Annotated in this window: 24 protein-coding genes; 8 read left to right on the plus strand and 16 right to left on the minus strand. The window is 57.8% G+C overall.

Going from position 1 to position 26,810, the window contains the following annotated elements; all coding sequences use genetic code 11:
• Window positions 1–14 precede the first annotated feature (14 nt).
• Entirely contained in the window at window positions 15–953 is a 939-nt protein-coding gene (locus AC0V6Q_RS14600) for an XdhC family protein (protein WP_486169105.1), read from the plus strand.
• A complete protein-coding gene (locus AC0V6Q_RS14605) occupies window positions 938–1,504 on the plus strand; it encodes a nucleotidyltransferase family protein (protein WP_486169106.1) in 567 nt (188 codons plus the stop codon). Before AC0V6Q_RS14600 ends, AC0V6Q_RS14605 begins: the two co-directional genes overlap by 16 nt.
• Here the strand turns inward: AC0V6Q_RS14605 and AC0V6Q_RS14610 are convergent, their stop codons facing one another.
• The 3 genes from AC0V6Q_RS14610 to AC0V6Q_RS14620 are packed head-to-tail and all read right to left on the minus strand — an operon-like array spanning window position 1,505 to window position 5,819.
• Window positions 1,505–2,974, minus strand: coding sequence for a TolC family protein (locus tag AC0V6Q_RS14610; protein WP_486169107.1), 1,470 nt, complete (start codon window positions 2,972–2,974; stop codon window positions 1,505–1,507).
• Window positions 2,975–2,976: 2 nt separating this feature from the next.
• Window positions 2,977–4,047: an HlyD family secretion protein gene (locus AC0V6Q_RS14615; RefSeq protein ID WP_486169108.1), complete on the minus strand. Its 1,071-nt coding sequence runs from the start codon at window positions 4,045–4,047 to the stop codon at window positions 2,977–2,979.
• Complete coding sequence (locus AC0V6Q_RS14620) at window positions 4,047–5,819, minus strand: ABC transporter transmembrane domain-containing protein (protein ID WP_486169109.1); 1,773 nt, start codon at window positions 5,817–5,819, stop codon at window positions 4,047–4,049. The genes AC0V6Q_RS14615 and AC0V6Q_RS14620 overlap by 1 nt, the downstream gene beginning before the upstream one ends.
• A 213-nt stretch (window positions 5,820–6,032) precedes the next feature.
• Between AC0V6Q_RS14620 and AC0V6Q_RS14625 the strand changes: the two genes are divergently transcribed.
• The 4 genes from AC0V6Q_RS14625 to AC0V6Q_RS14640 all read left to right on the plus strand — a co-directional run bounded on the left by AC0V6Q_RS14625 (window position 6,033) and on the right by AC0V6Q_RS14640 (window position 11,238).
• Window positions 6,033–7,133 carry an FAD-dependent oxidoreductase gene (locus tag AC0V6Q_RS14625; RefSeq protein ID WP_486169110.1) on the plus strand — a complete coding sequence of 367 codons (1,101 nt, stop codon included), beginning with the start codon at window positions 6,033–6,035 and terminating at the stop codon, window positions 7,131–7,133.
• An 81-nt stretch (window positions 7,134–7,214) separates the two neighbouring features.
• On the plus strand, window positions 7,215–9,353 hold the full coding sequence (locus tag AC0V6Q_RS14630) for an FAD-dependent oxidoreductase (protein WP_486169111.1): 2,139 nt from the start codon (window positions 7,215–7,217) through the stop codon (window positions 9,351–9,353).
• Between the two features lie 11 nt (window positions 9,354–9,364).
• Complete coding sequence (locus AC0V6Q_RS14635) at window positions 9,365–10,636, plus strand: NupC/NupG family nucleoside CNT transporter (protein WP_486169112.1); 1,272 nt, start codon at window positions 9,365–9,367, stop codon at window positions 10,634–10,636.
• A complete protein-coding gene (locus AC0V6Q_RS14640; protein ID WP_486169113.1) occupies window positions 10,636–11,238 on the plus strand; it encodes a CDP-alcohol phosphatidyltransferase family protein in 603 nt (200 codons plus the stop codon). Before AC0V6Q_RS14635 ends, AC0V6Q_RS14640 begins: the two co-directional genes overlap by 1 nt.
• A gap of 3 nt (window positions 11,239–11,241) precedes the next feature.
• On the opposite strand, the gene AC0V6Q_RS14645 is transcribed toward AC0V6Q_RS14640, so the two are convergent.
• Complete coding sequence (locus AC0V6Q_RS14645) at window positions 11,242–11,958, minus strand: DUF1499 domain-containing protein (protein ID WP_486169114.1); 717 nt, start codon at window positions 11,956–11,958, stop codon at window positions 11,242–11,244.
• Window positions 11,959–11,973: 15 nt separating this feature from the next.
• Between AC0V6Q_RS14645 and AC0V6Q_RS14650 the strand changes: the two genes are divergently transcribed.
• Both AC0V6Q_RS14650 and AC0V6Q_RS14655 read left to right on the plus strand, forming a co-directional pair.
• Window positions 11,974–12,339, plus strand: a complete 366-nt coding sequence (locus AC0V6Q_RS14650; protein ID WP_486169115.1) for a hypothetical protein — start codon at window positions 11,974–11,976, stop codon at window positions 12,337–12,339.
• Window positions 12,340–12,370: 31 nt separating this feature from the next.
• Window positions 12,371–12,844 carry a c-type cytochrome gene (locus tag AC0V6Q_RS14655; protein ID WP_486169116.1) on the plus strand — a complete coding sequence of 158 codons (474 nt, stop codon included), beginning with the start codon at window positions 12,371–12,373 and terminating at the stop codon, window positions 12,842–12,844.
• Between the two features lie 105 nt (window positions 12,845–12,949).
• Here the strand turns inward: AC0V6Q_RS14655 and hemA are convergent, their stop codons facing one another.
• The 12 genes from hemA to bchB form a co-directional block, all read right to left on the minus strand.
• A complete protein-coding gene (gene hemA / locus AC0V6Q_RS14660; RefSeq protein WP_486169117.1) occupies window positions 12,950–14,170 on the minus strand; it encodes a 5-aminolevulinate synthase in 1,221 nt (406 codons plus the stop codon).
• 53 nt (window positions 14,171–14,223) lie between these two features.
• Entirely contained in the window at window positions 14,224–15,018 is a 795-nt protein-coding gene (gene puhE / locus AC0V6Q_RS14665) for a putative photosynthetic complex assembly protein PuhE (RefSeq protein ID WP_486169118.1), read from the minus strand.
• Window positions 15,012–16,097 carry a magnesium-protoporphyrin IX monomethyl ester (oxidative) cyclase gene (gene acsF, locus AC0V6Q_RS14670; RefSeq protein WP_486169119.1) on the minus strand — a complete coding sequence of 362 codons (1,086 nt, stop codon included), beginning with the start codon at window positions 16,095–16,097 and terminating at the stop codon, window positions 15,012–15,014. Before acsF ends, puhE begins: the two co-directional genes overlap by 7 nt.
• Window positions 16,094–16,432, minus strand: a complete 339-nt coding sequence (locus AC0V6Q_RS14675; protein ID WP_034959613.1) for a hypothetical protein — start codon at window positions 16,430–16,432, stop codon at window positions 16,094–16,096. Before AC0V6Q_RS14675 ends, acsF begins: the two co-directional genes overlap by 4 nt.
• Window positions 16,432–16,914 carry a photosynthetic complex assembly protein PuhC gene (gene puhC / locus AC0V6Q_RS14680; protein ID WP_486169120.1) on the minus strand — a complete coding sequence of 161 codons (483 nt, stop codon included), beginning with the start codon at window positions 16,912–16,914 and terminating at the stop codon, window positions 16,432–16,434. Before puhC ends, AC0V6Q_RS14675 begins: the two co-directional genes overlap by 1 nt.
• Entirely contained in the window at window positions 16,911–17,642 is a 732-nt protein-coding gene (gene puhB / locus AC0V6Q_RS14685) for a photosynthetic complex putative assembly protein PuhB (RefSeq protein ID WP_486169121.1), read from the minus strand. The genes puhC and puhB overlap by 4 nt, the downstream gene beginning before the upstream one ends.
• The gene (gene puhA, locus AC0V6Q_RS14690) at window positions 17,633–18,457 is read right to left on the minus strand and encodes a photosynthetic reaction center subunit H (RefSeq protein ID WP_486169122.1); all 825 of its coding nucleotides are present in this window, start codon (window positions 18,455–18,457) and stop codon (window positions 17,633–17,635) included. Before puhA ends, puhB begins: the two co-directional genes overlap by 10 nt.
• Before the next feature lie 78 nt (window positions 18,458–18,535).
• Window positions 18,536–19,969, minus strand: coding sequence for a BCD family MFS transporter (locus AC0V6Q_RS14695; protein ID WP_486169123.1), 1,434 nt, complete (start codon window positions 19,967–19,969; stop codon window positions 18,536–18,538).
• The gene (bchM, locus tag AC0V6Q_RS14700; RefSeq protein ID WP_486169124.1) at window positions 19,966–20,706 is read right to left on the minus strand and encodes a magnesium protoporphyrin IX methyltransferase; all 741 of its coding nucleotides are present in this window, start codon (window positions 20,704–20,706) and stop codon (window positions 19,966–19,968) included. Before bchM ends, AC0V6Q_RS14695 begins: the two co-directional genes overlap by 4 nt.
• Window positions 20,706–21,602, minus strand: coding sequence for a ferredoxin:protochlorophyllide reductase (ATP-dependent) iron-sulfur ATP-binding protein (gene bchL / locus AC0V6Q_RS14705; RefSeq protein ID WP_486169125.1), 897 nt, complete (start codon window positions 21,600–21,602; stop codon window positions 20,706–20,708). The genes bchM and bchL overlap by 1 nt, the downstream gene beginning before the upstream one ends.
• 17 nt (window positions 21,603–21,619) lie before the next feature.
• Window positions 21,620–25,243: a magnesium chelatase subunit H gene (locus AC0V6Q_RS14710; protein WP_486169321.1), complete on the minus strand. Its 3,624-nt coding sequence runs from the start codon at window positions 25,241–25,243 to the stop codon at window positions 21,620–21,622.
• Window positions 25,233–26,810, minus strand: coding sequence for a ferredoxin:protochlorophyllide reductase (ATP-dependent) subunit B (gene bchB / locus AC0V6Q_RS14715; protein ID WP_486169126.1), 1,578 nt, complete (start codon window positions 26,808–26,810; stop codon window positions 25,233–25,235). Before bchB ends, AC0V6Q_RS14710 begins: the two co-directional genes overlap by 11 nt.

The raw sequence follows: 26,810 nt of genomic DNA on the forward strand, positions 1-26,810 counted from the left end.
GCCCGCGCTTTCAAGTGGACCTGCCGCAAACCTGCCAGTTTTTGAGCGATGCTGCGGCCCAGGGCCTGCGCACCGTTCTGGTCACGGTATGCGGTGTCGAGGGGTCCTCGATGCGAAGCCCCGGCACTATTATGGGCGTTGCTGAAGATGGGACTTTCGCAGGCTCGCTTTCGGGCGGTTGTATCGAGAATGCCGTGGTGTCTGAAGCGCTTGATGTGCTGGCGACGGGCAGACCCAGAGTGGTGCGCTTTGGTGCAGGGTCACCCTATCTCGATATCAAGCTGCCGTGCGGGGGCGGGCTTGATGTGTCGTTTCATATTATCGAAGACACGGGCTTTGTCGGTGCATGCCTTGGCTCAATCAAGCGCCGTGAAGCGTTTTCCATTGCCACCGGTCCCGACGGCGTCTCGCATCGACCTGAGTGGCAAGAAGCCTCCTTCAACCCCGATACTGGCAAGGCGATATTTGGCCATTTCCCTGGTCCGCATCTCCAGATCATTGGCCACGGCGCAGGTGTTGAGGCCTTGGCAGGCATGGCCAGTACATTTGGCTGCACCACTCGCATTTTGACGCCGGATACGCGGTTGATCGAGCAATTGGGACAGCGGGATATAGAGGCTCACCATCTTGATCGCACCAATCAAACCGACCTTCTTGAAAGCGATCCCTGGACGGCGACAGTTTTCCTCTTCCATGACCACGATTGGGAGATCGACCTGATGCAGGCCGCATTGGGAATGCCGCATTTCTACCTTGGCGCGATGGGCGGTAGGCGGGCGCATGCGTTCCGCAGCGAAGCATTGCTTGCCCTTGGCATCACGCAGGCTCAGTTGGATAAAATCCGTGCGCCCATCGGCTTGTTCCACTCCTCACGCGATCCCCACACGCTGGCACTTTCGACGCTTGGTGAAATCATCCGCACCTATGAAGAGACATCATGGCACGCCGCATAGGAGTGGCGCTCTTGGCTGCTGGCAGCTCTCGCCGCTTTGGGACAAGCGACAAATTGTGTGCTGACTTTCGAGGGCGCGCATTGGGTGAATATGCCGCGTTGGCGCTTCCTATCGAGCAGTTCGAAAAAGCCTGGGCCATCACCCGCGCCCCCAATCATCCGTGTGAGCCGCAATGGCGCGAACGCCGGTTTGAACCGCTGCTCAATCTGCGGGCCAGCGAAGGCATGGGCACCTCTGTGGCGCTCGCCGCCAAGGCCGCAAAGGAGGCATCGCTTGATGGGCTCTTGATTGTGCTTGCCGATATGCCGCTTGTTCCTCGTGAGCATTTTTTGGCGCTGGTCGACGCATGGGATGCATCAGAACCTGTTGTGGTTTCGGCAATGGGTAAGACCCGTATGCCGCCAGCGCTGTTCGGCGCGGCGCAGTTCAAAGACCTTATGAAATCGAGCGGCGATCAAGGCGCGCGGGTGCTGATTTCCCAAGGCCTTGTGGTTCCATGCCGGTCCGAATGGCTCAGGGACATCGACACAATCGACGATCTCAAAGAGTGACTATTCCAGTCCCAAGGCCTCTAAATCCATGGTCGCGGCGCTGTAGCTGGCTTGCGAAATCTTGCCATTGAGTTTTGCGCGGATCTTGCGGATTTGCGCGGTCGCAGCGCTTTCTTCGCGCAGGTTCACAAGGAAAAAATCGCCTGCGCCAAGGCGGAAACGTCTTCGTTCTGCTGTGACCATTGCGTCGGCTTGCTCGACCTCATTCTCGGCCAATCCTGCAAGCTTTAGAGCGGCATTCAAATTGGTGAGGATGTTGTCGAGTTCGACCGAGATTTGATCGGCGACCCTGCGTTCGCGAAGCTCGATCTCGCGCAGTTCCGCCTCGGCGCGCCGCAATCGACCGCGTGCTGTGCGGCGCTGGAGCGGTACGCTGAACGTGACGCCCACCACGGTGTCTGTGGAATCGAAGGTTGGTCCGCCATCACCAATCGCGCCAAAATCGCGGGAGACCTCTGCTTTGAAATCCAGCTGCGGCTGGAGATCGTTTTCACGCAAAGCGACCTTGTTTTGCGCGCGCTCGAGAGCGATTTTGAAGTTCTGCAACTCGGGGCGGTTTTCAAGCACATCGCTACGCTGCGTATTCAGGAGCGCCTGCATATCGGGCAGGCGATCCAGAATTTCAGGCCCGGGAAGCTGCGCGCGGGTGGGAACGATAAGACGCCCGCTGCTATCGCGTAGGTAAAAGCTCAAGGACGTGGCTGCCGTCTGAAAGTTGCGCTGTGCCTCTGTTAATAAGGTACGCCTGCGAATGACGTTCTGCTCGTTTTCAGTAAGGGCAATGCGCGCAGTTGCGCCTTCGCGAACCTCACGCGCAAGGCCAATTGCGCGCGCTTCTGCGATTTCTAACAGCTCCTCATAGACCGCGATTTCCTCGCCCAATGCGACCCACCGCCAGTAGGCCGAGAGCGCTTCGTGCTGGACCTTGAGCTGCACCAGCAGCACATCGAGGCGAGCCTGATCGCGGGCCAGTCTTGTGTCTTCGACGCCAAAGCGCCGTTGATCGATCCGGCGGTTGCGCAAGAGCGACAACAATCCGCCGATTTTGAACTCGCCGGCCTGATTGGTATTGAAGATATTCTCGTAAATCGGGAAGGTGCCGTCCGAGAGGCGGTAAGTTCCGAAAAGTTCAGCGCCCATCGCAGCAATGGGTTGGCGCGCGCCTACTTCGGCATAGCCGCCTGAAAAGGTGCCGGTCACACGGTCATAGGCCTCGCCCTCAAGGATAAGGTCAAATGCGCCGTCAGCTGCCAGTTGGTCAGAGCGTGCTGCCGCCTCGCGCTCGAAGCTTTCAAGGATGCTCGGGAACGTGAGGGCGGAACTGCGCAGCACTGCCTCTGGCAAAAGCGCGCCTGTCGTCAGTTGCTCCTCAAGCGGCGTTTCGACGAGCTCGATATTTTGCGCGGTCAATGGCTGGCATAAGGCAAGCATCGCTGCGAGCGCTGCGGATAGGCGAAACAGCACTGGCATCGTTAGGGGCCCGTCCCGGCCGGGGCTGTCCTGTTTGCGCTAGACTGGCCTGCCATTGCGGCCGAAGATGGCATTTCCGGCGGGAAATTGTTCAACTGGCGCCAAAGTTCAAAACCAACAGGCACGGTTTCCAGCAATATCCACGAGCGCACCACCGTTCCGAAACGGGCATAGCGTTCATCGGGCCACGGCTGTTCTGCATCTGGATCTTGCGCGATCAGCACGCGAAAGCGGCCATCGGGCTGTGCGACCTGGTCGACCGATGCAACGATGCCCGGGAAGGTGCCGATTGCCACCGATGGCCATCCGCTGAATTGGACAGCGGGCCAGCCTTCAAACTCAATTCTGGCTTCCTCGCCCCCGCTGATGAGGGCCACATCGCGCCCATCGACGAACACCTCGACAACGCGCGTTTGTGCGGCTGGAACAAAGGTCGCAAGAACTTGTCCCGCGCTTACGAAAGTGGCCGCATCGCCTGCATTAATGCTTTGGATGAAGCCATCGCGCGGTGCGGTCACAAGCTGCTCGGATTGGCGGGCAAGGTTGGTTTCAGAGCGGGCCAGCGACCCTTGCGCCTCTGCCACGCGCCCGCGCATTTCTTCGACCCGGATTTGTGCCTGTTCATAGTCGCGCCTTGCGGAAAGGCCGGCTTCGAACAGCTCTCTCATCCGGCGAAGATCAATCTGCGCTGTCGCCAAAGCGCTTTGCGCGCTTTGCAGTTGCACCTCTACCTGAGCGCGCTCGGCAGTAAGCCGGTCAACAAGGTTGCGATCAATGTCGGTAATCCGCACGATAGGATCACCTTTTTCGACCCGTTCGCCATCTGAAACAAACCATTCGTCAATACGGCCCTCAACAAGCGCGTTTATCTCTTGTTGACGCTCATTGGGGTTGAGCGTTGTGACAACTCCGCCCCCGGCGGTTGTTTGCACCCAAGGCACAAAAATCAGGAAAAGGACGCTTGTCACAATACCGATCAGCAGCAGGACGAATGCCGTGCGAAAAACCCTTGGCCGGCTCACTGTTTTGAGAGCGGTAAACTTGTCGCGGTCTTTTTCCAGGTGCGCCAACATCACGCGTCTCCTGCAGTGGTAGCACTGGGCGCAGGGTAAAGGCGCGCAGGCTCAGTATCTCTCGCCTTTTGCATGTCTTGCGCGGCAAGAAACTCTTCAAACTCGTCGAAAGTACGCTGCCTGTCTGCTTCCATGTAGAGGAAACTGTCGAAGCCCAGATCGGCGCGTCTGCCTGAAAAGTAGATGACGGTTGTATAGCTATCGCTTCGCAGGTCACGAATAGCGCGCGCCAGATTGTCTTCATCCACCAGATCAAACAGCTGGCTGAGCACCAGGATGCGGGGCCGTTCGAGCAACGCGTTGGCAAGCTTCAATTGCTGCAATTCGACCGCTGATAAAGGCCAACCAGTGTAAGCAACCGGCGTGTCGAGCCCTTTCTCAAGGTTCGAGACGGTTTCGATCAACCCGACAGTCTCAAGCGCGCCCATCATCCGTTTGCTTGCCGTGTCCTTGCACGACAGCGCCAGATATTCGCGGATGGTCATGCCAACAAAGCTTGGACGGTCAAGGACGTGCACATCCTTGCGAAGATTGTATGCCTCAAGGTCGTTCACATCCACGCCGCCTAAGGTCACAAACCCGTGCGAAGAGCGCTGGTGGAGCTTTAGAAAATTTGTGAAAAGCCGTTGGACACCGTGGTTGCCGGCCCTTGCCATGACCATGGCGCCGGTCGGAATCTCGAGATCAAACTCAACCTCGTCGCCGCGGGCGATACCTCTGACCCCTCTGAACACAATTGTGTGATCATCAGAAGTCAATTCTGCTGCGCTGCTGGGTGGTTCTTGTTCGACTTCGTAAAAGAGCGAGATTTCCTCGACCGCGGCGCATAGGTCGTAGAAATACGTGAGGTAAACGCCGAGCTGAGCAACGCCGAAGAACGCAACGGAAAGCACAAGTTCAGCAGCGACCAATTGGCCGAGGGTCAACTGCCCCTGAATGACGAGCCACCCGCCAAGGCCGAGCAACGCGGCGCTTGCGAGTGCGTACAGCAGCAGGAATGATAGCGTTTGCGAGAAGTGCTGCCGGAAATGGCGGCGATGTGCGTTCAGGTAGTCGTGCGTATATTTGTCAGTTCGGGCAATCGCATCGTCAATCCGGCGCTGCGATTTGAAAAACCCGTTTGAGCCGCCGATCGTCTCAAGCCAGTTCGCCGTTTCGTGTTTCGCGTGGGAGAGGTCGATCCCTGTACGGATTGCCCGCGCACCCCAGACAAGCCAGATTACCCAGATCAGGGCGGACATCACCAGTGTGAACACGAGGAAAAGCGGGTGATAGAGCGACACCAGCACAAAGCCCACAGCGACCTGCAAAACGACGGAAAATCCGCCGATAAACAGGACCGGTATGGCTTTTTGAACGATGATCACATCGAAATACCGGTTAAACAAAGAAGAAGACTTGCGGTCCGAGAAGAAAGGGTCCTGCGCATACACCGACAAAAGCGAGATTTCCTGAACCATCCGAGCATAAAAATGCCGCTGGAAAAGTTCCATCAAATGGATGCGCAAAGCGTAAAGCAGCCCGAACAGGATCAGCAGTCCAAACAACGTCAATGACAGCACCACCAGGGGCGCCGCCAAAGCGGTGTTTGCCACCGTGTTTACCAGAAATTGGACTGAAATCGGGGTCGCAAGGGAAAGCAGGCTGACGCCAATTCCATAAACCAGTGCGAGCCCGTAAAAGCTGCGCTCCGGCCTCAAAATGGCAAGAAAGGTCCGGAAAAACTGGACCAGCGAGATCTGGGTACCTTTAGAGGAAGCTTCGAGAGCCATGACCGTCCTTTTGATCCGCCACCAATGATCCTGCTGGGACCCCTCTCCAGCTCAAGCGGTAAATATAATTTATTGCCATGTCTGAACGCACATATGGGGGCGAAGGTTCCTGCAGCAAGTGGATCGTTACAAGGAAAGCTTGAATGGGCCTTGCGGAATAGGCCAGATGGCCGATAGCCTTATCGGTTGGCGGCTTGATGACGCGGGCGAGTGATGAACCAGAATGCACAACATCTATTGCTGGTAGGCGGGGGGCACGCCCATGTCGCGGTCCTTGCCGATTGGATTGCCAATGGTTTGCCTTGTGCACGAGCCTCGCTCCTGACCCCGCATCGCCATTTGCGCTATTCGGGGACGGTCCCGGGTTGGATCGTGGGGCAATATGGACTGGACGATGGCGTTGTCGATCTGGCGGCATTGGCAAAGCGTGCTGGGGTTCAGCTTTTGCTGGGCCGATGCACCGGAATTGATCCGGAGGCGCGCTGGGTCAAAACCGGCGGTGGGCAGGTTCTGGAATATGATGTCGCTTCGTTTGATACAGGCGGTGTAGGGCGCGCTCAAAGCGTCTTGGGCAAGGACAAGCGCCTTATTGACGTGCGCCCGATCGACCGGTTTGTGGAGCGTTTGGAAACGGCCGAAAAGGCGGGCGATATTGCGATAGTCGGCGGAGGCGCTGCGGGGGTCGAGATTGCCTTTGCAATGCGAAACCGCGCCGGCACCAAAGATGCAAAAGTAACACTGATCGCAGGCGATGATGGCCTCCTGCCCGGCTTTTCAGCCGGAGTGCGCCGCAAGGTTTCCCGCGAACTGGCCGCGCAAGGGATCGCCGTTCTCAATGAAAATGCGCGTCTTTCAGAGGGGAAATTGGTGACCACGAGTGGTTCTTGTGTGCCTGCGGATGTTATTGTCGCAAGCCTTGGCAGCGGCGCGCCGGATTGGCCGAAGGCCGGCGGGCTTGCGACGGATAGCCAGGGCTTCATCGCGGTCGATCAACACCAGCGTTCAACTTCGCATCCCGATATCTTTGCCGTTGGTGATGTTGCTTCGCGCCAGGACCGCCATGTCGCGCATTCGGGCGTCCACGCAGTAATGGCGGGGCCGCACCTAGCCCGAAACTTGCGCGATGCGGTGCAGGGACGCGAAGTGGGCTCTGTCTATCGCCCGCGCCCGGTGAGCCTCTACCTCCTCTCCACCGGCAACGGGAGCGCGGTTTTGAGCTATGGTCCGCTTTGTGCGCGAGGGGCATGGGTGGCAAAGCTAAAGCACGCCATCGACAAGCGCTGGATTTCACAATACGCCTCCCTTTGTCGGTAAAGGCGGCGGTTGTAACCGCATAGCGGGCCTCGGCGAACACGGGCTTGAATGCGTATTCTCGACGCACACAAAGGGGTTTTCGTGAAAAAAATTTTGATTCTTGCAGCCCTTGCGGCGCTTGTTGCGTCCTACTTCTACTTCGATCTGGGTCAGTATCTGACCCTCGAAGGGATCAAGGGTGTCGTGGATGATGTCCAAGGGTTCTATGCCGAAAACCAGTTCTTGGTGCTCGCGATCTTCTTCGCGATTTATGTTGGTGTGACCGCTGCATCGCTTCCGGGCGCTGCGATCATGACTTTGGGTGCAGGCGCGCTATTTGGATTGGTGACAGGCACAATTCTGGTGTCTTTTGCATCCACGCTCGGGGCGACGCTGGCGTTCTTATCCTCGCGCTTTGTGCTGCGCGACACGATTGAGGCGCGTTTTGGCGACCGTCTGAAAACCATCAATAGCGGGCTGGAGCGGGACGGGGCGTTTTACCTGTTTACCCTGCGAATGATCCCTGCATTCCCATTCTTTGTGATCAACCTTGTGATGGGCTTGACCCGGATCAAGACGTGGACCTTTGTCTGGGTGAGCCAGATCGGGATGCTTTTGGGCACAATTGTGTTTGTGAACGCCGGTACGCAGTTGGCACAGATCGAGAGCACGTCTGGCCTTCTGTCACCCGCCTTGATCGGAAGCTTCGTACTGCTGGCCATTGTCCCATGGATCGCGAAGGGGGTGGTTGGCTTTATCCAGGCGCGCAAAGTGTATCGCGGGTTCACACGGCCCAAAAGCTATGACCGTAACATGGTTGTGATCGGGGCAGGGGCTGCTGGCCTTGTTTCCTCGCTCATCGCCTCCACGGTCAAAGCCAAGGTGACTTTGGTCGAAGCGCACAAGATGGGCGGCGACTGCCTTAACACCGGCTGCGTGCCGTCGAAGGCACTGATCAAAAGCGCCAAGGTCGCCAACCAGATGCGCAATGCTGACAAATACGGGCTTGCGCCCTACGAACCCACAGTTCCGTTCAAGCAAACCATCGCGCAGGTGATGCAGGCGGTGAAGACCATCGAACCGCATGACAGCGTGGAGCGCTATGAAAGCCTCGGCGTGGATTGTGTCTCTGGCTATGCCAGGATCATCGACCCGTGGACGGTCGAGATTGCCCGCAATGATGGCGATACGCAGCGCCTCACTACCCGAAGCATTGTGATCGCCGCAGGTGCAGCGCCTTTCGTGCCGCCCATTCCGGGGCTCACCGAAAGCAATTACCTAACCTCGGACACGATGTGGGATGCGTTCGCCGAAATGGATGCGCCGCCGGCACGTGTTGCAATTCTTGGCGGGGGACCGATCGGTTGCGAGATTTCGCAAAGCCTTGCGCGGCTCGGGTCAAAAGTCACCCAGATCGAGATGATGGACCGCATCATGGGCCGCGAGGATGAAGAAGTCTCGGCTCTCGCCAAGGCGGCTCTGGAAGAGTCTGGCGTGACCGTGCTAACCGGGCATAAAGCGGTCAAAGTCACCAATGGAGCGGTGCAGACCGAGCATGATGGGGGCGAAACTGAAGTGGGCTTTGATGCTCTTATAGTCGCCGTCGGCCGGGCAGCGCGGCTTTCGGGTTACGGGTTGGAAGAGCTGGGCATCGACACCGAAAAAACCGTCGTGACCGACGAATTTCTTGCGACCAAATTCCCCAATATCTTTGCGTGCGGCGATGTTGCGGGACCGTTCCAGTTCACCCACACCGCCAGCCATCAGGCATGGTTTGCCAGCGTCAACGCGCTGTTTGGCCAATTCAAGAAATTCAAAGCGGATTATTCGGTAATCCCCGCGGTCACCTTCCTCGACCCGGAAATTGCCCGCGTTGGCATCAATGAAGCCGAGGCAAAGGAGAAGGGCATCGAGTATGAGGTCACGCGCTATGAAATCGACGACCTCGACCGCGCCATTGCCGAAAACGAAACCAAGGGATTTGTGAAAGTGCTCACCAAGCCGGGCAAAGACACGATCTTAGGCGCGACTATCGTCAGTATGAATGCAGGCGAGATGCTGGCCGAATACACCCTCGCGATGAAACACAAGCTGGGCCTTAACAAAATCCTTAGTACAATCCATCCGTACCCGACCATGGCCGAGGGTAATAAATTTGCCGCAGGTGAATGGAAGAAGGCAAGGAAGCCTGAGAAGCTCCTTGAGTGGGTGGAGAAGTACCACAATTGGCGGCGCGGGTAGGCTAGGTCGAGGTGGAGTATTTCGACCAGTTTCGCGGCATCATCGGCATTGCAGTATTGCTACTGATCGCGTGGGGGCTGAGCGAAGATCGCTCTGCTCGCCCAAGCGCCAAATGGATCGCAGGCGCGCTCGCGCTTCAACTGGCGCTGGCACTGCTTATCGTGCGGGTTCCCTTCGTCTGGGATGTGGTGACGCTCGCAAACGAAGGCGTCGCCGCGATTGAACGCGCGACGCTGGATGGCTCTGCTTACATGTTCGGATATCTGGGCGGCGCGGACCTGCCCTTTGAGCTCAAAGAAGGCGCGCAGCCGCCGCTGGTGATCGCATTCCAGATCCTGCCATTGGTGATCGTCTTCTCCGCGCTTGCCGCCCTTCTTTGGCATTGGGGTGTGCTGAGATGGCTGGTCAATGGCCTCTCCTTTCTTCTTCGCCGCACATTGGGGGTTAGCGGTGTTGTCGGCCTATCGGGCGGCTCAAACATGTTCCTTGGCGTGGTCGAAAGCCCGCTGGTTGTGCGCGCATATTTTGCCAGGATAAGCCGCGCCGAATTGTTTCAGGTCATGGTGCTCGCCATGGCGACGATCTCGGGCGCAATCCTCATCCTTTATGCCACCACTTTGCGCGAAACTGTGCCTGATGCGGTGGGTCATATGATCTCGGCCTCGCTCGTATCGCTTCCCGCCGCGCTGCTGATCGCCAAGCTGATGGTGCCGGGGAGCGCAGAGGACGAGGCCACCGAAACGAGCGAGGGCGAAGAGGGACTGAAATACGAAAGTAGCATCGATGCGATCGTCAAAGGCACAATGGACGGCATGCAATTGTTTCTGGCGGTCATCGCGGTGATCATCGTGGTCTTTGCGCTGGTGTCGCTCTCAGATCAGATACTCGCTCTGCTTCCGCTGGTGGGCGATGAACCCCTTACGTTGAAACGCATCTTCGGCTGGATTTTTGCGCCCTTTATGTGGCTTATCGGCATTCCTTGGAGCGAGGCCCAAGCAGCAGGCGGCCTTATGGGCACAAAGGCGATCCTCAATGAATATGTCGCCTATCTCGAACTCGCGGCGCTTCCCGAAGACACGTTTTCGCAGCGCAGCCTGCTGATCGTCACCTATGCGCTTTGCGGGGTAGCCAACCTTGCAAGCGTTGGCCTGCTGGTCTCCACTATCGGCACGCTGTGTCCGGACCGCCGAGCAGAGGCCGCAGGATTAGGCATGAAAAGCTGGATCGCGGGCAATATCGCGACCGCTATGACGGGGGCATGGATTGGGCTAGTGAGCTTCTAATGCTCGACGCAAAACTGCGCCCCCTGATCGACCCGCCTTTGAATGCCGTGGGCGTGACCCTTGCACGGGTCGGGGTTACCGCCAATGCGCTCACCTTTGCAGGCCTTGCGATGGGGCTGGGCGGGGCAGTAGCTATCGCCTTTGGCAATATCTGGCTCGGCCTTGGGCTCATCATCGCAAACCGGATAATCGACGGCCTTGACGGAGCCGTCGCAAGAGCCACCACACCAACGCCCTTGGGTGGTTACTTCGATATCGTTGCCGACTTTGCGTTCTATGTTTCTGTGCCTGTGGGCTTTGGGGTTCTATCAAGCGAAAACTCGTTGCCCGCGCTTGTTCTGGTTGCAAGCTTCGTGCTTACCGGGGTGAGCTTTTTGGCCTTTGCTGTCATCGCAGCAGAGCGAGGCGAGGAGACGCAGAACCACGGGAAGAAGAGCTTCTTCTACTCCACCGGTCTTGCAGAAGGTACAGAAACCATCGCAGTGTTTATCGCCATGTGCGTATTTCCGACATGGTTTGGCATAATCGCCTACGCATACACAGGACTCTGTGTGCTCACCGTTCTCCAGCGAAGCCTGCTCGCAAGAGCAACGTTTCGATAGAGCTTAGCGCTGCCCGATCTGGGCCGCGACTTTCTCGCGAAGCTCGGCAATACGCGCAGCATTTGCACCAAGGTCGCTGCGGCCGACGCGGCTGACAGAGCGAAAGTCGATTTCATTCTCGCCAACGCGAGCGACAACATCGTCTTTAAAGCCATACCAGAAGGTTTCAGCCACGCCTTCAACGCGTCCCTCGGCTGCATCCTGACGGATATCGACAAAGCCCATCGATCCCATGGCCGCCGCGACAGCGGCCACCCCGTCGGCTTTGCTAGCCCCGCCCAAAGGAAGAGGCGACAGCTCTGCATAAGTGTCGTTGATGATTTGTGCGTGGCTTTGGATCGCGAGCTCGGGCGGGCTGCCAGCGAACATTTCAATCTCACCCAAGGGCACCTGATAATCGTGCACTGGGTTCGATTCCCCTTCGGCGCGCGCCGCCATGACCTCAGCCGAAAACACAGGCGGGTTCGAGGTGTCGGTCGCAACATCGTGGATCGGATTGTCGCTAGCGGATGATGAAACCGACTGCCCGAAGAGCACAAAGGCCGCAGGTACGAGCAGTCCCAGGATCGCAGAGCCGACCACCAGCTTGTTGCGAGGGCGTTTAACCCCGTCCGTTTTTTCGGCCTTGCGCCCGGACCAATTGACCAATCCGACGATAAGAGAGATCAAAGCCACCACCGCGGCAATCCCGACGACAAAGGGGCCAGCTGTAAATGTCATGGCGCCAAGTCCCACTTGCCAGCCCCACAAGCCGATCTTGGATCCGAGCGCGGCTATCATGAAATAAAGCGGCAGGAATGCGGTAAGAGCGAGGACGAGCTTGGTGTGCCAGGGCAAATTTTTCATGCCAAAAGCGATAATCGCCGCTCTTTGCAAAGGCAATCCAAAGCACTTATCTTCTCCCCGCTTGGAACCGCTCATCGCAAGCCGCGATGTTTTTTATATTTCCATCAAATTTCGGGGAACCAGCTTGAAGAATACTCGTTGGATCGTTCAGGTTCGGCGTTGGTTTTATACAAAGGCTCGTTGAATAACGGTGGTATGTCATCTACACTTCTGCCGTGGGATATAGATCAGATGGGCTTGCCATTGCATTTGTAGGCTCATCGGACTTGAAAAGGGAAGAAACTGAATGCGTAAAATTGTAATGAGCGCAGCCCTCGTGCCCGCTGTACTGGCACTGGCTGCATGCGGCGGTAAACAGCCTGAAGCTGAAGCGCCCGCAGAAGAAGCGGTTGAAGAAGTCGCTGAAGTAGAAGCGCCTGAACCCCCCGCTGACGTTGCTTTTGCTGACCTGACCGGTGATGCGGCTGCTGGTGAAACTGTGTTCGCACAGTGCCGCACTTGCCACCTTGTCGAAGAAGGCAAGAACGGCGTTGGGCCATCGCTCTATGGCGTAATTGGTCGCCAGGCTGGCACCATCGAAGGCTTCAACTACTCTGACGCGAACGCAGGTAGCGGCGTTACCTGGACGCCGGAAGTGATGTTCGAATACCTCGAAGCACCGCGTGAATTCATGCCGGGCACACGGATGGCCTTCCCGGGCCTCAAAAACCCGCAGGACCGCGCAGACGTCATCGCCTACCTCGAAGCGACCGACGACTAAAAACTATTCGCAAGGCTTAAGGCTACGCGAAAAAACAAAGGGCGGTGTGGCAACCCACACCGCCCTTTTTGTTTGGCGGTTTTGTTTGTCTGCGGGACTTGCCGCTTAAGCGGCGATCCGTCCGCGTGCGAGTTCGCACTGCGACCAGATTTCGCTGAGCGCATTGATCAGCCGCGTGATGTCGCCTGTGTCGTGGACAGGCGAAGGCGTTAGGCGCAACCGCTCTGTTCCAACAGGAACGGTTGGATAATTGATAGGCTGCACATAGATGCCGTGATTATCCATCAGCCAGTCGCTGATCATTTTGCACTTCTTCGCGTCACCGACCATCACCGGTATGATATGGCTCGGGTTGGGAAGGTGCGGGATGTTCATCATATCGAGCTGACGGCGCACTTCGGCCACCCGCTGTTTTTGAAGATCGCGCTCTTCGCTGCTTTCCTTAAGGTGGCGGATACTCGCCGCAGCGCCCGCAGCAACAGCCGGGGGAAGAGCGGTCGAGAAGATAAAGCCGCTTGCAAAGCTGCGCACGAAATCGACCAGATCACGGCTCGCCGCAATATATCCGCCCATCACACCAAATGCTTTGCCTAGCGTGCCTTCGATAACGGTGATGCGATCCATCAGACCGTCGCGTTCAGCCACGCCGCCGCCGCGCGGGCCGTAAAGGCCAACGCCGTGCACTTCGTCGATATAGCTCATCGCGCCGTGCTTTTCGCAAACGTCCAGGATGTCTGCGATGGGGGCGATGTCGCCGTCCATGGAATAGACGCTTTCAAACGCGACCAGTTTTGGCGTGTCGGCGGGGTATTCGGAAAGCAGACGGTCGAGGTCTTCAACATCATTGTGCTTCCACACCTTGTATGGCGCACGGCTGTGCCGGATGCCCTCGATCATCGAGGCATGGTTCAATGCGTCAGAGAAGACAACGCAGCCCGGAATCTTGCTTGCCAGTGTTCCAAGGCCCGCCCAATTCGAGACATAGCCAGAGGTAAAAAGAAGCGCGCTTTCCTTGCCATGGAGGTCGGCAAGCTCGGCTTCTAATTCCACGTGATAGTGGTTGGTGCCCGAGATATTGCGGGTGCCGCCTGCGCCTGCTCCGCATTCATCGAGCGTCGCATGCATGGCTTCGATCACCTTTGGGTGTTGGCCCATGCCAAGGTAGTCGTTGGAACACCAAACGGTAACGGCCTGCGTCTCGTCTTCGATAAAGCGTGTCGCATGCGGAAATTTGCCGCAGTGCCGCTTGATATCGGTGAAGACGCGGTAGCGCCCTTCTTCGCGAACGCTGTCCAGCTGCTCGGCGAAAAATGTGTCAAAGTCCATGGGTGTTCCCCCCGTCATATCTGGTCTCTTCATGCTTTTAAATTGATTGATGATCATGCGCCGTCCCCCCTCGGGTGCGTAGTCGCGCGCTTAAAAGCCCATCCCCACAACATACCGTCGCGAAAGGGAAGGGCCAGAAAAAGATGTTCGAGCGTGCCCAGGAGGCACAAAGCGGTGAGCAAGCTTGCGCCCACCATTTCAGGACTGCCCGCCGGGGCTGCCATGGCAAGGCTAGCAAACCAGGCGGCAAGAGCGGTGATCCCGAGGATTGAGGCGGCCAACAAAACGGTCATCCGGTTGGGCCCGAAATAGCTTTTGAGATAGCCCAGATGGTCCGGCATCATCTCGGTTGTGGTGTTAGGCACACCGACGAAGAGGTTGATCTTCGAAGACAGTCGCAAACCGAACATCAGCACAAAGACCATGGCCCCGATCTGATTGGGCGCATTCCACGAAAGCGAGATAAGCATAAGCGCTGTGAGCGCCAAAGCGATCTCGTGATGCATGACAGTGGCACTGGCTTGCGTGAAACGTTCGATTCCTTTGACGCCGGCTCCTTGCGCCTCGCGACGAGGGCCCGCAGCAGCGCCAGTGAGAAAGCCGATTTCATGCCAGCCCCACACCATCACTGCGCCGATAAAGGCGATGTAGACGCTCGCCACGCTCACGGATGAAGAGGCGAGAAGGATCGCGACAAGCCCCGCGATGCCTGCCACCCCTCCAATGGCTATGCTGCGACGGAACGTGCCGCGCGCACAGCTATCCACCCAGGCGACAAGCCCGGTTGCCAAAAACCAGATGGCCAGTGTCACGATAAACGGGACAATATGGCCGCTCCAGCTTACCATGCAGGATGAAGCCGGATGGTTGCGGGCAGTTCATTGGTCTTTGGCGTCATGAAATACATCCGCGCAAAGTTGTAGCCTGCGCCTGCCATGCCGCTGACGCGCTTGAAAAAGCCGCCAACGCCGCCTTGGGCTTTGCCGTCTTCGATGCGCAGAGCCGCTTGGCGCAGTGCCTCCATTCGAGCGCGAAACTTGGGATTGTCGATGTCGAGTTCGACCGGATAAACCTGGCGGGAAATCTGGTTGCAGATGTCGAACACCTTGTAGTCATATTCGGTCGGATCAACGCCAAGTGCCTTGTGGAATACAGGGCGCGAGTGATCGCGTACATACATTGTGGCATAGACCGACAGAAGGAAGAACCGGATCCACAGCTTGTTATGGCCTTTGAGAAGGTCCGGGTCTGCATGCATCAGCATCGCAAACGCTTCGCCGTGGCGAAACTCGTCATTGCACCATTCCTCGAACCAATCGAAGATCGGGTGGAACTTGTTTTCCGGGTGCTTTTCCAGATGGCGGTAAATCGCGATGTAACGCGCGTAGCCAATCTTCTCGGAGAGATAGACCGCATACCAAATGAATTTCGGACGGAAATAGGTGTATTTCTTGGTCTTGGTAAGGAAACCCAGATCCACTCCAATGCCTGCGTCTTTAAGGCTTTCGTTGATGAAGCCGGCATGGCGGCTTTCATCACGGGCAAGCAGTTTGAAGAGCTGCTTCACGTCAGGGTTCTTGGTGCGCCTGGCGATCTCTGCATAGAGCACACAGCCGGAAAACTCTGAGGTCATCGAGCTTACAAGAAAGTCGGTAAATTCGGCGCGAAGCTCAGGCTCCATCCCTTCGATAATGCCGGCAAAATCGTTCTTGTGGCGAAAGTGGGTCTTGTTGGGGTCGCCCACCATATCGGCGATCAGCTGGTCCCATTCCTCGCGCACGAGGCTGACGTCAATTGCGTCAAGCGCGTCAAAATCGGTGGTGTAGAAGCGCGGCGTCAAGACTGTGTCCTGCGTTGCCAGAGCCATCGCCTCTTCGCTGGTCATCATATGGCCCGGATCGGCCTTGATCTGTGCATGTGCGTTCATTTGATCCTCCCAGCATTAAAACTCACTTCGTAAAGCTCGGCCAAGTCGAAATAGGCGGCAAACTTGGTCAGCACGCGCATGACCGGCCCGGCGCGCGTCACAGTGGCGGTGCGATTGAACACCTCGCGGCTGCCGAACGGGATCGAAATTGGCGCACCGTGGACACGCACCTTATCGCCCGGTTCCATCGTGATCGTTTCAGGCAATTCGACATGTGCATGAAAATGCAGCGAGCTTTGCTCAACTGTGATTGTGCACGGCGCGTCGAACACGCGGGTATCGGGCGGTGTAAACCTGTTGAGGTCAGCCGATCCCTTAGCTGCCAGTGTCGCCATTATTGTGCTCCAGTTTTCAAGAAATTCGCAAAAGTCGTGCGGTTGCCCTCACCAAAAGAGTGAAGCTCGACGGTCTCTTGCGTGGTAGGGTCAAGAAGCGTGAGCATGCCATTGTTCCACTCGATCAGCTCGAACGGCACCTCGCGCCCGTACCCGTGGACGCGCCTTTGATAAACGAGGCTGCGAAGGGTCGAACGGACAAAACCGCCAGTGCCGGGGCCGAAGCTCCCGACTATCTCGCGGGTGCCTGCGTCTTCCACCCTTACTGTGCCGTCGGCCTCATCGAAGAACATGAGCGAGCGGGTAGCAGTCGCCTGCGTTCCGCTTGCCGCGCGCGCTTCGCTTGGAATTGCCTGGCGTTCGAATACGCCGAGGCTCACCGAGGATGTGAGTGCAAGACTGATGATAACCAGACCGCCCATCAACATCAGAGGGAAGCGTTTGACGGTGATTTCGTCTTCTTCGTATTCGCGAACAATCATGCCGTAACCCCCCTCATTTCGCCGTCGCTTGGTCCTTTGTCCAAGGATGCCGCGGAAGCTGCATTGATCTGTGTCAAATTTTTCTCGAGGGAGACATGTTTCGATGCCGCTTCTGCCAGAATATTGGCGACATCTTGAGCGTCAGGAACAGCGCGCAGCATCGGCTCCGGCTTTGAGAAGCGCCATGGCCGCGCGTGTGGCCAAAGAAGCGCATACCCGAGCAACCGGTCGCCCCCGATCGTCATCGCAATATCGCCCATTGTCTTGCCCCGTGAACGCAAGTTTGCCGATTGGACATGCTTCAAGGGAATATTGATCCGTGTCTCGATCCCCATACCTATACGCATGATGAGACGCGTATCGGTGAGGATGTAGAGCGTTGTGCGCGCACTAAGCCAGGCAAGGCCATACAATATGCCCACACCCAAAACGCCCAACCCTGCACAAACAAGCGCGGTGCTCACATTGCCAAGCACCAACGAGATCGCAACGAGCAGGGCAAAATAGATGCCGACTGTTCGTGTATGAAAAGCGGTGCGTGCCAAAGTCGGCAGGTCCGGCCGCCCCTTCCACAGGACTTTTTCCTGCGGCTGGGGCGTGCCCATTGGATCACCATGGGCAGCAGGGCCTGCTTCTTCCAGCGCTTGCGCTGCTTTGGACAGCACTCGTGTTGGCACAGCTTTTTGCGAACCTGTTTGTTCGGGGGCGGGCGTGGTCTTTAGATCCATGGCTCAGAACGCTCCGGCAGGGCATGAATGTAGCCACCGCCATAATAGGCCTGGATCTTGTCCTCTTCGAGACGGGTGATCTGGCCCGGTGTCGCAATCGCTGGGACGGTGTCAAATTGGTCGGCACGGATTGCGTCAATGTCGATCAATTCAGGTTGGTCATCCACAATCGGAATAAGGCCACCAAACCAGCTTTTGCCTTGCACAGCGGCAAAGGCCATCGGAGCAAGCACTTTCTTGCCTGAGTTGGTGGTGATTTCGAGATAGCGGATAAGGTGCTCGGACTGGTCAACCCAGACATCACTAACCACGCCCGCTTTTTTCTTGTCGGCTGCATAAACCGAGAGCCCGACAGGGTTGCGGTCCTGTGCAGCGATCTCGATTTCGTGGACGGTGTTAGCAATCGGCACAATGCGCGGATGGCCGTCCATGGTAAGATCGGGATAATCCTTGCGCTCCGCATAAGAGGCGGTCCCGATACCATCGATCATTGCATCGCCATCTGGCACCCAAGGCGCGCCTGCGCTGCCCCAAGCCTGCTTGGCGGGGATGTTGCCCACCTTTGAAAGCTCGTCGCGCGCTACGTCTTCTGGTGTGTAGGTGCCCCGGCCATCAGGCAGGTTGAAGGTTTTCTTGCCAGCGTCGGACAATGGCGTGCCCCGGTCGATAAGTCCGGTTTGCTCATGCTCAAGCGGATAGCCTTCACGGCGGCTCTCACGATTGAGGTAAATCACCAGTCCAACAAAGAAGATAAAGAACAAAATGAACGTTAGCTCGGCTACGTCAAAAAGCCCGGCAATGTATACGTTACCCATGGTACTTTCCTTTGGTCATAAAAGGGGACACTGCAGTTGCCCCTTCGGCTTTTGGACCGCTCTATCCCGAGCAAGCGATCATGTTGGAAATTCGCGCAGGCCAAATGGCTGGTCGGCGCTATTCCGTGATTTGATGGATGATATGCGAGAGTGTCCGACAAGCGGACCAATCGCGGCGAGGCCTGCGATAAGCAGCAGGATTTCAAGAATGTAGACGCCGATGTATCCGCTTGCGCGGGTGGCGATTGTGGCTGTTGCATCGCTTGCAGCGAACCAGGCGATCAGATCGCGAAGCACGCCGCCGATGGCAATCCCGCCGCCTGCACATGTCGCCTGAACCGCGCCCCAGGCACCAAGCGCAAGGCCAGCGGTTTCGGATTTGGCGAGCGCCATGGCTTCGATAAGAGTGCCAACGGAAAAGAGACCAAGCCCGAGACCGATCAGCAGCGCGCCAGCATAAAGCATAGCGGCGGATTCAAACGGTCCGGCAAACAGGACGAGAAGGAAAGCATTTACGCCGATCACAAGGCCTAGCCCTGCAAGGCGAAGCGGGTCTGCACCGCGCGACATCTTGCGGCCTGAATAGACAAAGCCGATCAGCGCGCCCAAGGCCCAAGCGCCGGTAAGCCCGGTCGTCGCGCCCACAGAAAGGCCAAGGATTTCGCCGCCGAAAGGCTCTAGCAGAGCGTCCTGCATGGCAAAGCCAGCGGCGCCAATCCCGATAGCGATCAAGAGCCGCGCATTGCGGCCATCGCGAACGAAAGCGTTCCAAAGCTCGCTGAAGCTGGGTGCGTCAGGGTCAGGCTTGGTGCGTTCGGGCGCGCGGGCCTCTTGCTTCCACAAGGCTACAAGGTTGAGCACCATTGTGAAAACAGCAGCGCCCTGGATTACCTGGACAAGGCGCGTCGGACTGAAATCGATGAGCAGCCCGCCAATGACGAAAGCTGAGAGCATCATGCCAACAAGCAACATCACATAGAGCAGGGCCACAGCGCGGGGCCGCTTTTCTTCAGGCGCAAGATCGGTCGCCAGCGCTAACCCGGCGGTCTGTGTCACGTGGAAGCCCAAGCCGGTAAGAAGGAAAGCAACCGCAGCGGCAACAAGGCCGATTTCAAACCGCCCCTCAAGCTCAAGCAGAAGTAGCGCAAACGGCATAATCGCAAGGCCGCCAAACTGCATCATCGTGCCAAACCAGATGTAGGGCACGCGCCTCCAGCCAAGCGCCGAGACATGGCGGTCAGACTTATGCCCGATGAGCGCCCGGAAGGGTGCAACAAGCAGCGGCACTGCAATCAATATCGCGATGAGCCAAGTGGGCGTGCCAAGCTCGACCACCATGACGCGGTTCAAAGTGCCGCTCAGCAATACCATCGCCATCCCGACGCTCACCTGAAACAGCGACAAGCGCAAGAGCCGCGACAATGGCAGCTCCTTGCTCGCGGCATCGGCAAACGGCATCAAATCCGCGATCATGCGGGCAAATTGATAGGAAGGGCGAGGAGGCTGGCTCATCTGCTGCGTACCAACTCCCCAGTTTTTACAAGTTCAAGGGCTTGGCTTTTGTAGAAGCCGCTCGAAATGCGTTTGGTACGACCAATGCTCCACCCTTCAAGGCGAGCAAGGCGTTCGCGTACATCTTCTTCGGCCACTGGCACAATTGCAGGCGAGCGGTCTGATTTCGGGAAGACTTTGCCCACTGAATGCATCGCGCCCAACAGCGCAGTGCGCGGGGCGAAAGTGAACAGGATCGAGCCCGAAGTCCGCGTGGAAAGTTCTTCCAGCGCATCGACGAGATCGTCGGGCGAATAGTGAATAAGCGAGTCCATCGCGACCACATGGGCAAATTCGCCATGTGTGGGATCAAGCATATCGCCCGCCCGCCAGCGCACCTTGCCATGACCGATAAATCCGGTTGCGCGTTCGCGGGCTACTTCAACAAGGCCACCTGCGACATCAACCGCGGTAACGTCTGCGCCTTTGCAGGCTGCCTCGAGCGCCAAAGCGCCTGTTCCGCATCCTGCATCGAGAAGGCGCGTGCGGCGCAAGTCTGTGGGAAGCCAACTCACCAAAGTGCTGCGCATCTGTTCGCGGCCAGCGCGCACAGTTGCTCTGATACCGCTGACTTTTGCGTCAGAGGTGAGGTCGATCCATGCCTGCTTGGCCGTACTGTCAAAATACGTCGCCAGCGCCTCTCGGCGTGCGGTGTAAGGCGCATTGAGGCGGCCGGGAGAGGGTGCGTGTGTAGCCATCACTCAAACCCCAGGAAGTCAAAGATGTCGCGGTCTTTCATCGGCGCTGCCAAGGAAGGCTCGACACCTGCCCAAAGCATGGCGGCAAGCCGCATGTATTCGTCCTGCGCTTGAATAACCTCTGGGCTATCAGGCATTTCGAACAGAGTGCATTTCTTCAGGCGCGAGCGGCGAATTTCATCGACATCGCGGAAGTGTGCAAGACGCGGCATACCGATTTGCTCGCAAAACCGGTCAATTTCATCGGTTTCGCGGCTGCGATTGGCGATCACTCCAGCAAGGCGCACATCATAGTTCTTGGCTTTTGCACCAATTGCCTGGACGATCCGGTTCATAGCGAAGATGCTGTCAAAATCGTTTGCGGCTACAACCACGGCGCGTTCGGCATGCTGCAACGGCGCGGCAAATCCGCCGCACACAACATCGCCCAGAACGTCAAAGATCACCACATCGGTGTCTTCGAGAAGGTGGTGCTGTTTCAGGAGCTTGACCGTCTGGCCCACGACATAACCGCCGCAACCTGTGCCTGCGGGCGGCCCGCCAGCCTCAACGCACATGACGCCGTTATAGCCTTCGAACATATAGTCTTCAGGCCGCAGTTCTTCGGAGTGGAACTCTACCGTTTCCAGCACGTCAATCACTGTCGGCATCAGCTTTTTGGTCAGCGTAAAGGTGCTGTCGTGCTTTGGATCACAGCCGATTTGCAGGACCCGGTGGCCGAGCTTTGAAAACGCGGCGGACAGGTTCGACGAAGTGGTCGATTTGCCAATCCCGCCTTTGCCGTAGACCGCGAACACTTTCGCGCCCTTGATCTTGTCGGCAGGATCCAATTGTACCTGAACCGAGCCTTCTCCATCGGCGCGGCTAAAGCCTTTATTGGGTGTGTGAAGGTTCATAATCCGCGTCCCATCCCTTAGTTTTCCGCCACAAAGACGCCCTCAAGGCGGTCTTCGAGTTCGTCATTGGCCTCGCGAAGCGCTTCCAGTGTCGCTTCGTCGGGCTCCCACAAATTCCGGTCGCATGCCTCCAGAAGGCGGCCTGCAACGCGCGCGCTCGCCTTTGGATTGAGCTTGGCCAAACGCCGGCGCATTTCTTCGTCGAGCACAAATGTCTCGGAAATTTTCTGATAGACCCAGGGCTGCACCTGGCCTGTCGTGGCGGACCAGCCAAAGGTCGAATTCACATGGCCTTCGATCGCGCGGACACCCTCAAACCCGTGCTCAAGCATGCCCTCGAACCACTTGGGATTGAGCGTGCGGGTGCGCGCTTCCAAGTCGATTTGCTCCGAAAGCGTGCGCACCTTGGCTTTGCCTCTGGTCGCATCGAGAATGTAGACGGGCGCGTCCTTGCCCTTGGCTTTGGAAACCGAGCGGCTCACCCCGCCAAGCCCATCGACATATTGGTCAACGTCGTTGATGCCCAGTTCTACGCTTTCAAGGTTTTGATAGGTAAAATCGACCGAGGCGAGGTGGCTTTGCAGCAGTTCGCGTTGTTGCACCGGCGCGCCGCCGACGCCGTAGGCAAAACCTTTATTGATCTCAAATGCATTGGCGAGTTCGTCCGGGTCTGCCCAAACGCCGCCTTCGATCATCTGATTGACGTTGGCCCCGTAGGCTCCTTCGGCATTGGAGAAGACGCGCAATGCGGCAGTTTCGATGTCGCAGCCGTGCGCCTCTTGTTGAGCAAGGCTGTGCTTGCGCACAAAATTCTGCTCCAGCGGTTCATCTGCCCTTGCTGCGAGCAACGCCGCCTCAGCCAGCATTCGTGTTTGCAGCGGCAGAAGGTCGCGGAAGATGCCCGATAGGGTCATCACAACATCGATGCGCGGCCGGCCTAATTCCTCGAGTGGGATCAACTCAGCGCCTGCAAGACGCCCATAGGAATTGCGACGCGGCCGCGCTCCGAGGAGGGTCATCGCTTGCGCAATTTGCACCCCTTCGGTTTTCATATTGTCTGTGCCCCAGAGCACCATGGCGATGCTTTGAGGAAAGGGTTCTCCGTTCGCGACGTGGCGCGCGATCAGTTTTTCCGCCTGATCCTGCCCTTGCATGCAGGCATAGGCGCTGGGGATCCGGAACGGGTCAAAGCCGTGAATGTTACGTCCCGTTGGCAGCACATCTGGGTTTGCGACAATGTCGCCGCCGGGGGCTGGCTGGACGTAGCCGCCATCCAGCGCGTGGATCAGCGAACCGAGTTCATCGCATTCGTCGATCTTGGCGTTCAGAGCCGCGCGGTCGCCGTCGTCGGAAGCTTCCATCATGGCGTCGAGCATATCTTCGCGTTGCTGCCCTTGCGGGTTGGAGCCGAGGACGTGGAGGCCATGCGGAATAAGCGTTTGTTCAAGTTCGTACAGGCGGCCCGAAAGCTCGCCGATATCGCCCATTTCAATGTCGAGCGCGTCGCATTGGTCCGCAATCAATTCTGCAAGGTCTGCGCGTTCCGCTTCGTCCGAGCCCATCCGCCAGCGCTCAACGCTTGCTTTAAGTTCGGCGAGATCTTTGTAGAGCCCAGCCTGCGCGAGAGGCGGTGTCATATAGCTGATAAGTGTTGCAGCAGATCGGCGCTTCGCCAGCATCCCCTCGGAAGGGTTGTTGGCCGCATAAAGATAGAAGTTGGGCAGGTCGCCAATCAGGCGCTCTGGCCAGCAGTGTCCGGTCATGCCCGCTTGCTTGCCCGGCATAAATTCCAGTGCACCGTGCGTGCCAAAATGCAGGACCGAGTGCGCGCCAAAGTCCTCGCGAATCCAGCGGTAGAACGCGCTGAATGCGTGGGTCGGGGCAAAGCCGCCTTCGAAAAGGAGGCGCATCGGATCGCCTTCGTAACCAAACGCTGGCTGTACTCCGATAAACACATTGCCTAAGTGGGCTCCGTAAACGTGGATGTTCGAGCCGTCGGACTGCGCTTTGCCAGGGGCAGGGCCCCAAGCCGTTTCGATTTCGGAGAGATAAGCCTCGCGCCGGACATGCTCGTCCGCTGGAATGCGCACCGCTACATTGGCATCAGAGCCGAAGCGATCGGAGTTGCCCTTGAGGATCGCGTCTTGCAGCGCTTCGAGGCTTTCCGGGACCTCGACGCTGTAGCCCTCGGCGGACAAGCGCTGAAGCGTCGCATAGAGGGATTGGAACACGGAGAGAAACGCCGCTGAACCGGTCGCGCCGGCATTGGGCGGGAAGTTGAACAGCACAACCGCAAGCTTGCGCGTGGCGCGTTCTTCACGGCGAAGGGCAATGATTTTCTTGACCCGAGCAGCCAAAGCTTCGGCGCGCTCGGGGCAACCTTGCATCGGACTGATCTGGTCGGAATGCGCGCGTTCGCAGTGGCGATCACAGCCATTGCAAACATCGCCGCTATCACCGAACCGTCCGCCAAACACCGATGGCGCCGTAGACCCGTCAAGTTCGGGCAGTGCGACCATCATTGTTGATTCAAGTGGCAGAAGGCCTTGATCGCGTTTTTGCCAGTCTTCGAGCGATTGGAATTCAATCGCATGGGCCGCGATGTAAGGCACATCCATGTTGCCCAGCACTTCGCGCGCGGCTTCTGAATCGTTGTAGGCAGGTCCGCCAACCAGTGAGAAACCGGTGAGGTTCACAATCGCGTCGACGGTTGGGCGTCCGCGCTCCATAAAGAATTTGTCAATCGCAGGGCGCGCATCGAGCCCGCTTGCAAAGACAGGAACAACCTTAAGACCAGCCGCTTCAAAAGCGGCAATCGCGCCATCATAATGGCCTGCATCGCGGCCAAGGAGATAGGAGCGCAGCAGGATAAGGCCAACGGTGCCGTTCTTACCGCCGCCATCTTTTGCGCGGGCCTTGGGAAGGATGCGCAAAGTCTCCGAAATCCGCTGCTCGGCACCGGGGTGATAGACACCCGTCTCGGGATATTCGACAGGGGCCTCTGCCGCCGTTTCACCGCGGCGATCTTCGCGCTCGCCAGCCGCATAGCGGTCGATCAATGCGCGCACCATCGCGATCACGTTCTCATCCGAGCCCGAGAGCCAATATTGGAGCGTCAGGAAATAGGCGCGCACGTCTTGCGCGGTGCCGGGAATGAATTTGAGTATCTTGGGAAGACGCCGCAGCATCTTCATTTGACCCGCACCAGAGCTTGCGCCTTTTTTGGGCGAGCCGCGCAGTTTTTTAAGGAGCGCCAGCGGGCCCTTGGCAGGCGCGTCCATACGGTAGCCGCCCATGCGCGTCAGCTTCACAACCTCGCCTGCCGACATCATGCAAACCATGGCGTCGCACTGTTCGCGGCGCGCTTCCAGTGCCGGCAGGATCGCGCGCATATGATCGTCGAGGAAGATCATCGTGGTGATGACGATATGCGCTTCAGCGATTGCCTCTTCGCATTTTTCGAGCTGACCAGCTTCCGCACCCCATTCAGAGGCCGCGTGCAAGGTCAGGCAGATATTGTCGCGCGCAAGCACTTCATTCGCGCGTTCCACTGCCCCTTTGAGGTGATTGTCGAGAGTGACGATCACCACATTGACCGGCGCTTTCGCGCGGTTGGCAGAAGGTGTCGCCTTACCGTGCATAATGCGCTTTCGCATCGTAGAGCGTGTCGAGATCGATCTCGCCCCTGCCAAATTCAGCGGCAAAGGCCTCTGTGTTGCGCTTGGCTTTGCCGCGCACGAAGAACGGGATCTTCTTAAGCTCTTTGCTCGCCTCTTGTGTCCAAGCCGGGCTGTCGAGCTCGGTGACTTCGGGCTCTGGGATCAGCTCTTCTTCGACGACTGGAGCCTTGTGAGACGTGCTGGGCGCATGCGCTGCGTGGTGCGAAGGCCCTGCCTCGTCTGAGAACTCAAAGTCCTCGCGGAACATGGTGAGAAGGTGCTCTTCCAAGCCCATCACCAGCGGGTGGACCCAAGTGTCAAAGATGACATTTGCGCCTTCAAAACCCATTTGGGGTGAGTGGCGCGCAGGGAAATCCTGCACGTGGACAGGTGATGAAATCACTGCGCACGGGATACCCAAACGTTTGGCAATATGCCGCTCCATCTGAGTGCCCAGCACCATTTCAGGCGCGGCTTTTGCGATTGCGTCTTCGACCTCAAGATGGTCATCGGTGATCAGCGGCTCGACCCCGTGGTCTTTGGCAGCCTCGCGAATGTCGCGGGCAAATTCGCGGTTGTAACAGCCAAGGCCGCACACTTCGAAGCCAAGCTCATCACGCGCAATACGCGCAGCGGCCACCGCATGGGTCGCATCGCCGAAGATGAAGACGCGCTTACCGGTGAGGTAAGTCGAGTCCACACTGCGGCTCCACCAGGGGAGCCGGGAAGAGGTGTCGCCGAGGGCAGGCGTGGGATCTGCACCCACCAGCTCGGCGACTTCGGAAATGAATGCACGAGTGGCACCCACACCGAATGGGATTGAGCGGATACGTGGCTGATTGAACGTGCGTTCAAGCCAGCGAGCCGCCTCATCTGCTATTTCTGGATAAAGGACGATGTTGAAGTCGGCATTGCCGATCCGGGCAATGTCGGATGGCCGCGCGTTCAAGGGCGCCACCAGGTTCACTTCAACGTCCAGTTGTTCAAGGATCTTGCGAACCTCGATAAGGTCATCGCGGTGTCGGAAGCCCAATGCGGTGGGCCCGAGAATGTTTGCGCGCGCGCGCCTTTTACCGTTGGGCCCTTCGCGTGGGCCCGGCGTCACCGATGGGTCGGCAAGATGGCGCACGATTTGGTAAAACGTCTCTGCCGCGCCCCAGTTCTCTTTGCGCTGATAGCTTGGAAGCTCCAGCGGGATCGCAGGGCAGGGCAGGTCCATCGCTTCAATAAGGCCGCCGGGATCATCCTGGATCAGTTCAGCGGTGCAGGACGCGCCCACAATAATCGCCTCAGGATTGAAACGCTCAATCGCATCCATTGCCGCGTCCTGGAAAAGCTGCGCTGTATCCTTGCCAAGGTCGCGCGCTTCGAATGTTGTATATGTCACCGGTGGACGGTGATTGCGCCGCTCGATCATGGTGAAGAGCAGGTCCGCATAGGTGTCACCCTGCGGTGCGTGCAGCACGTAATGCAGCCCCTTCATCGCGGTCGCGACACGCATAGCCCCCACATGGGGCGGGCCTTCATATGTCCAGACCGAAAGCTGCAT

It is taken from the genome of Erythrobacter sp. S227 (genome assembly GCF_057364925.1).

Bases quoted from the DNA above. Each gene is read 5' to 3' on its own strand.
- AC0V6Q_RS14625 (WP_486169110.1), top strand. From the start codon at position 6,033: ATGAACCAGAATGCACAACATCTATTGCTGGTAGGCGGGGGGCACGCC.
- AC0V6Q_RS14615 (WP_486169108.1), bottom strand. From the start codon at position 4,047: ATGTTGGCGCACCTGGAAAAAGACCGCGACAAGTTTACCGCTCTCAAA.
- AC0V6Q_RS14610 (WP_486169107.1), bottom strand. From the start codon at position 2,974: ATGCCAGTGCTGTTTCGCCTATCCGCAGCGCTCGCAGCGATGCTTGCC.
- acsF (WP_486169119.1), bottom strand. From the start codon at position 16,097: ATGAACGCACATGCACAGATCAAGGCCGATCCGGGCCATATGATGACC.
- bchL (WP_486169125.1), bottom strand. From the start codon at position 21,602: ATGAACCTTCACACACCCAATAAAGGCTTTAGCCGCGCCGATGGAGAA.
- AC0V6Q_RS14605 (WP_486169106.1), top strand. From the start codon at position 938: ATGGCACGCCGCATAGGAGTGGCGCTCTTGGCTGCTGGCAGCTCTCGC.
- puhA (WP_486169122.1), bottom strand. From the start codon at position 18,457: ATGGGTAACGTATACATTGCCGGGCTTTTTGACGTAGCCGAGCTAACG.
- bchB (WP_486169126.1), bottom strand. From the start codon at position 26,810: ATGCAGCTTTCGGTCTGGACATATGAAGGCCCGCCCCATGTGGGGGCT.
- AC0V6Q_RS14655 (WP_486169116.1), top strand. From the start codon at position 12,371: ATGCGTAAAATTGTAATGAGCGCAGCCCTCGTGCCCGCTGTACTGGCA.
- AC0V6Q_RS14645 (WP_486169114.1), bottom strand. From the start codon at position 11,958: ATGACATTTACAGCTGGCCCCTTTGTCGTCGGGATTGCCGCGGTGGTG.
- hemA (WP_486169117.1), bottom strand. From the start codon at position 14,170: ATGGACTTTGACACATTTTTCGCCGAGCAGCTGGACAGCGTTCGCGAA.
- AC0V6Q_RS14620 (WP_486169109.1), bottom strand. From the start codon at position 5,819: ATGGCTCTCGAAGCTTCCTCTAAAGGTACCCAGATCTCGCTGGTCCAG.
- puhE (WP_486169118.1), bottom strand. From the start codon at position 15,018: ATGGTAAGCTGGAGCGGCCATATTGTCCCGTTTATCGTGACACTGGCC.
- AC0V6Q_RS14640 (WP_486169113.1), top strand. From the start codon at position 10,636: ATGCTCGACGCAAAACTGCGCCCCCTGATCGACCCGCCTTTGAATGCC.
- puhC (WP_486169120.1), bottom strand. From the start codon at position 16,914: ATGATTGTTCGCGAATACGAAGAAGACGAAATCACCGTCAAACGCTTC.
- AC0V6Q_RS14675 (WP_034959613.1), bottom strand. From the start codon at position 16,432: ATGGCGACACTGGCAGCTAAGGGATCGGCTGACCTCAACAGGTTTACA.
- puhB (WP_486169121.1), bottom strand. From the start codon at position 17,642: ATGGATCTAAAGACCACGCCCGCCCCCGAACAAACAGGTTCGCAAAAA.
- AC0V6Q_RS14710 (WP_486169321.1), bottom strand. From the start codon at position 25,243: ATGCACGGTAAGGCGACACCTTCTGCCAACCGCGCGAAAGCGCCGGTC.
- AC0V6Q_RS14695 (WP_486169123.1), bottom strand. From the start codon at position 19,969: ATGAGCCAGCCTCCTCGCCCTTCCTATCAATTTGCCCGCATGATCGCG.
- bchM (WP_486169124.1), bottom strand. From the start codon at position 20,706: ATGGCTACACACGCACCCTCTCCCGGCCGCCTCAATGCGCCTTACACC.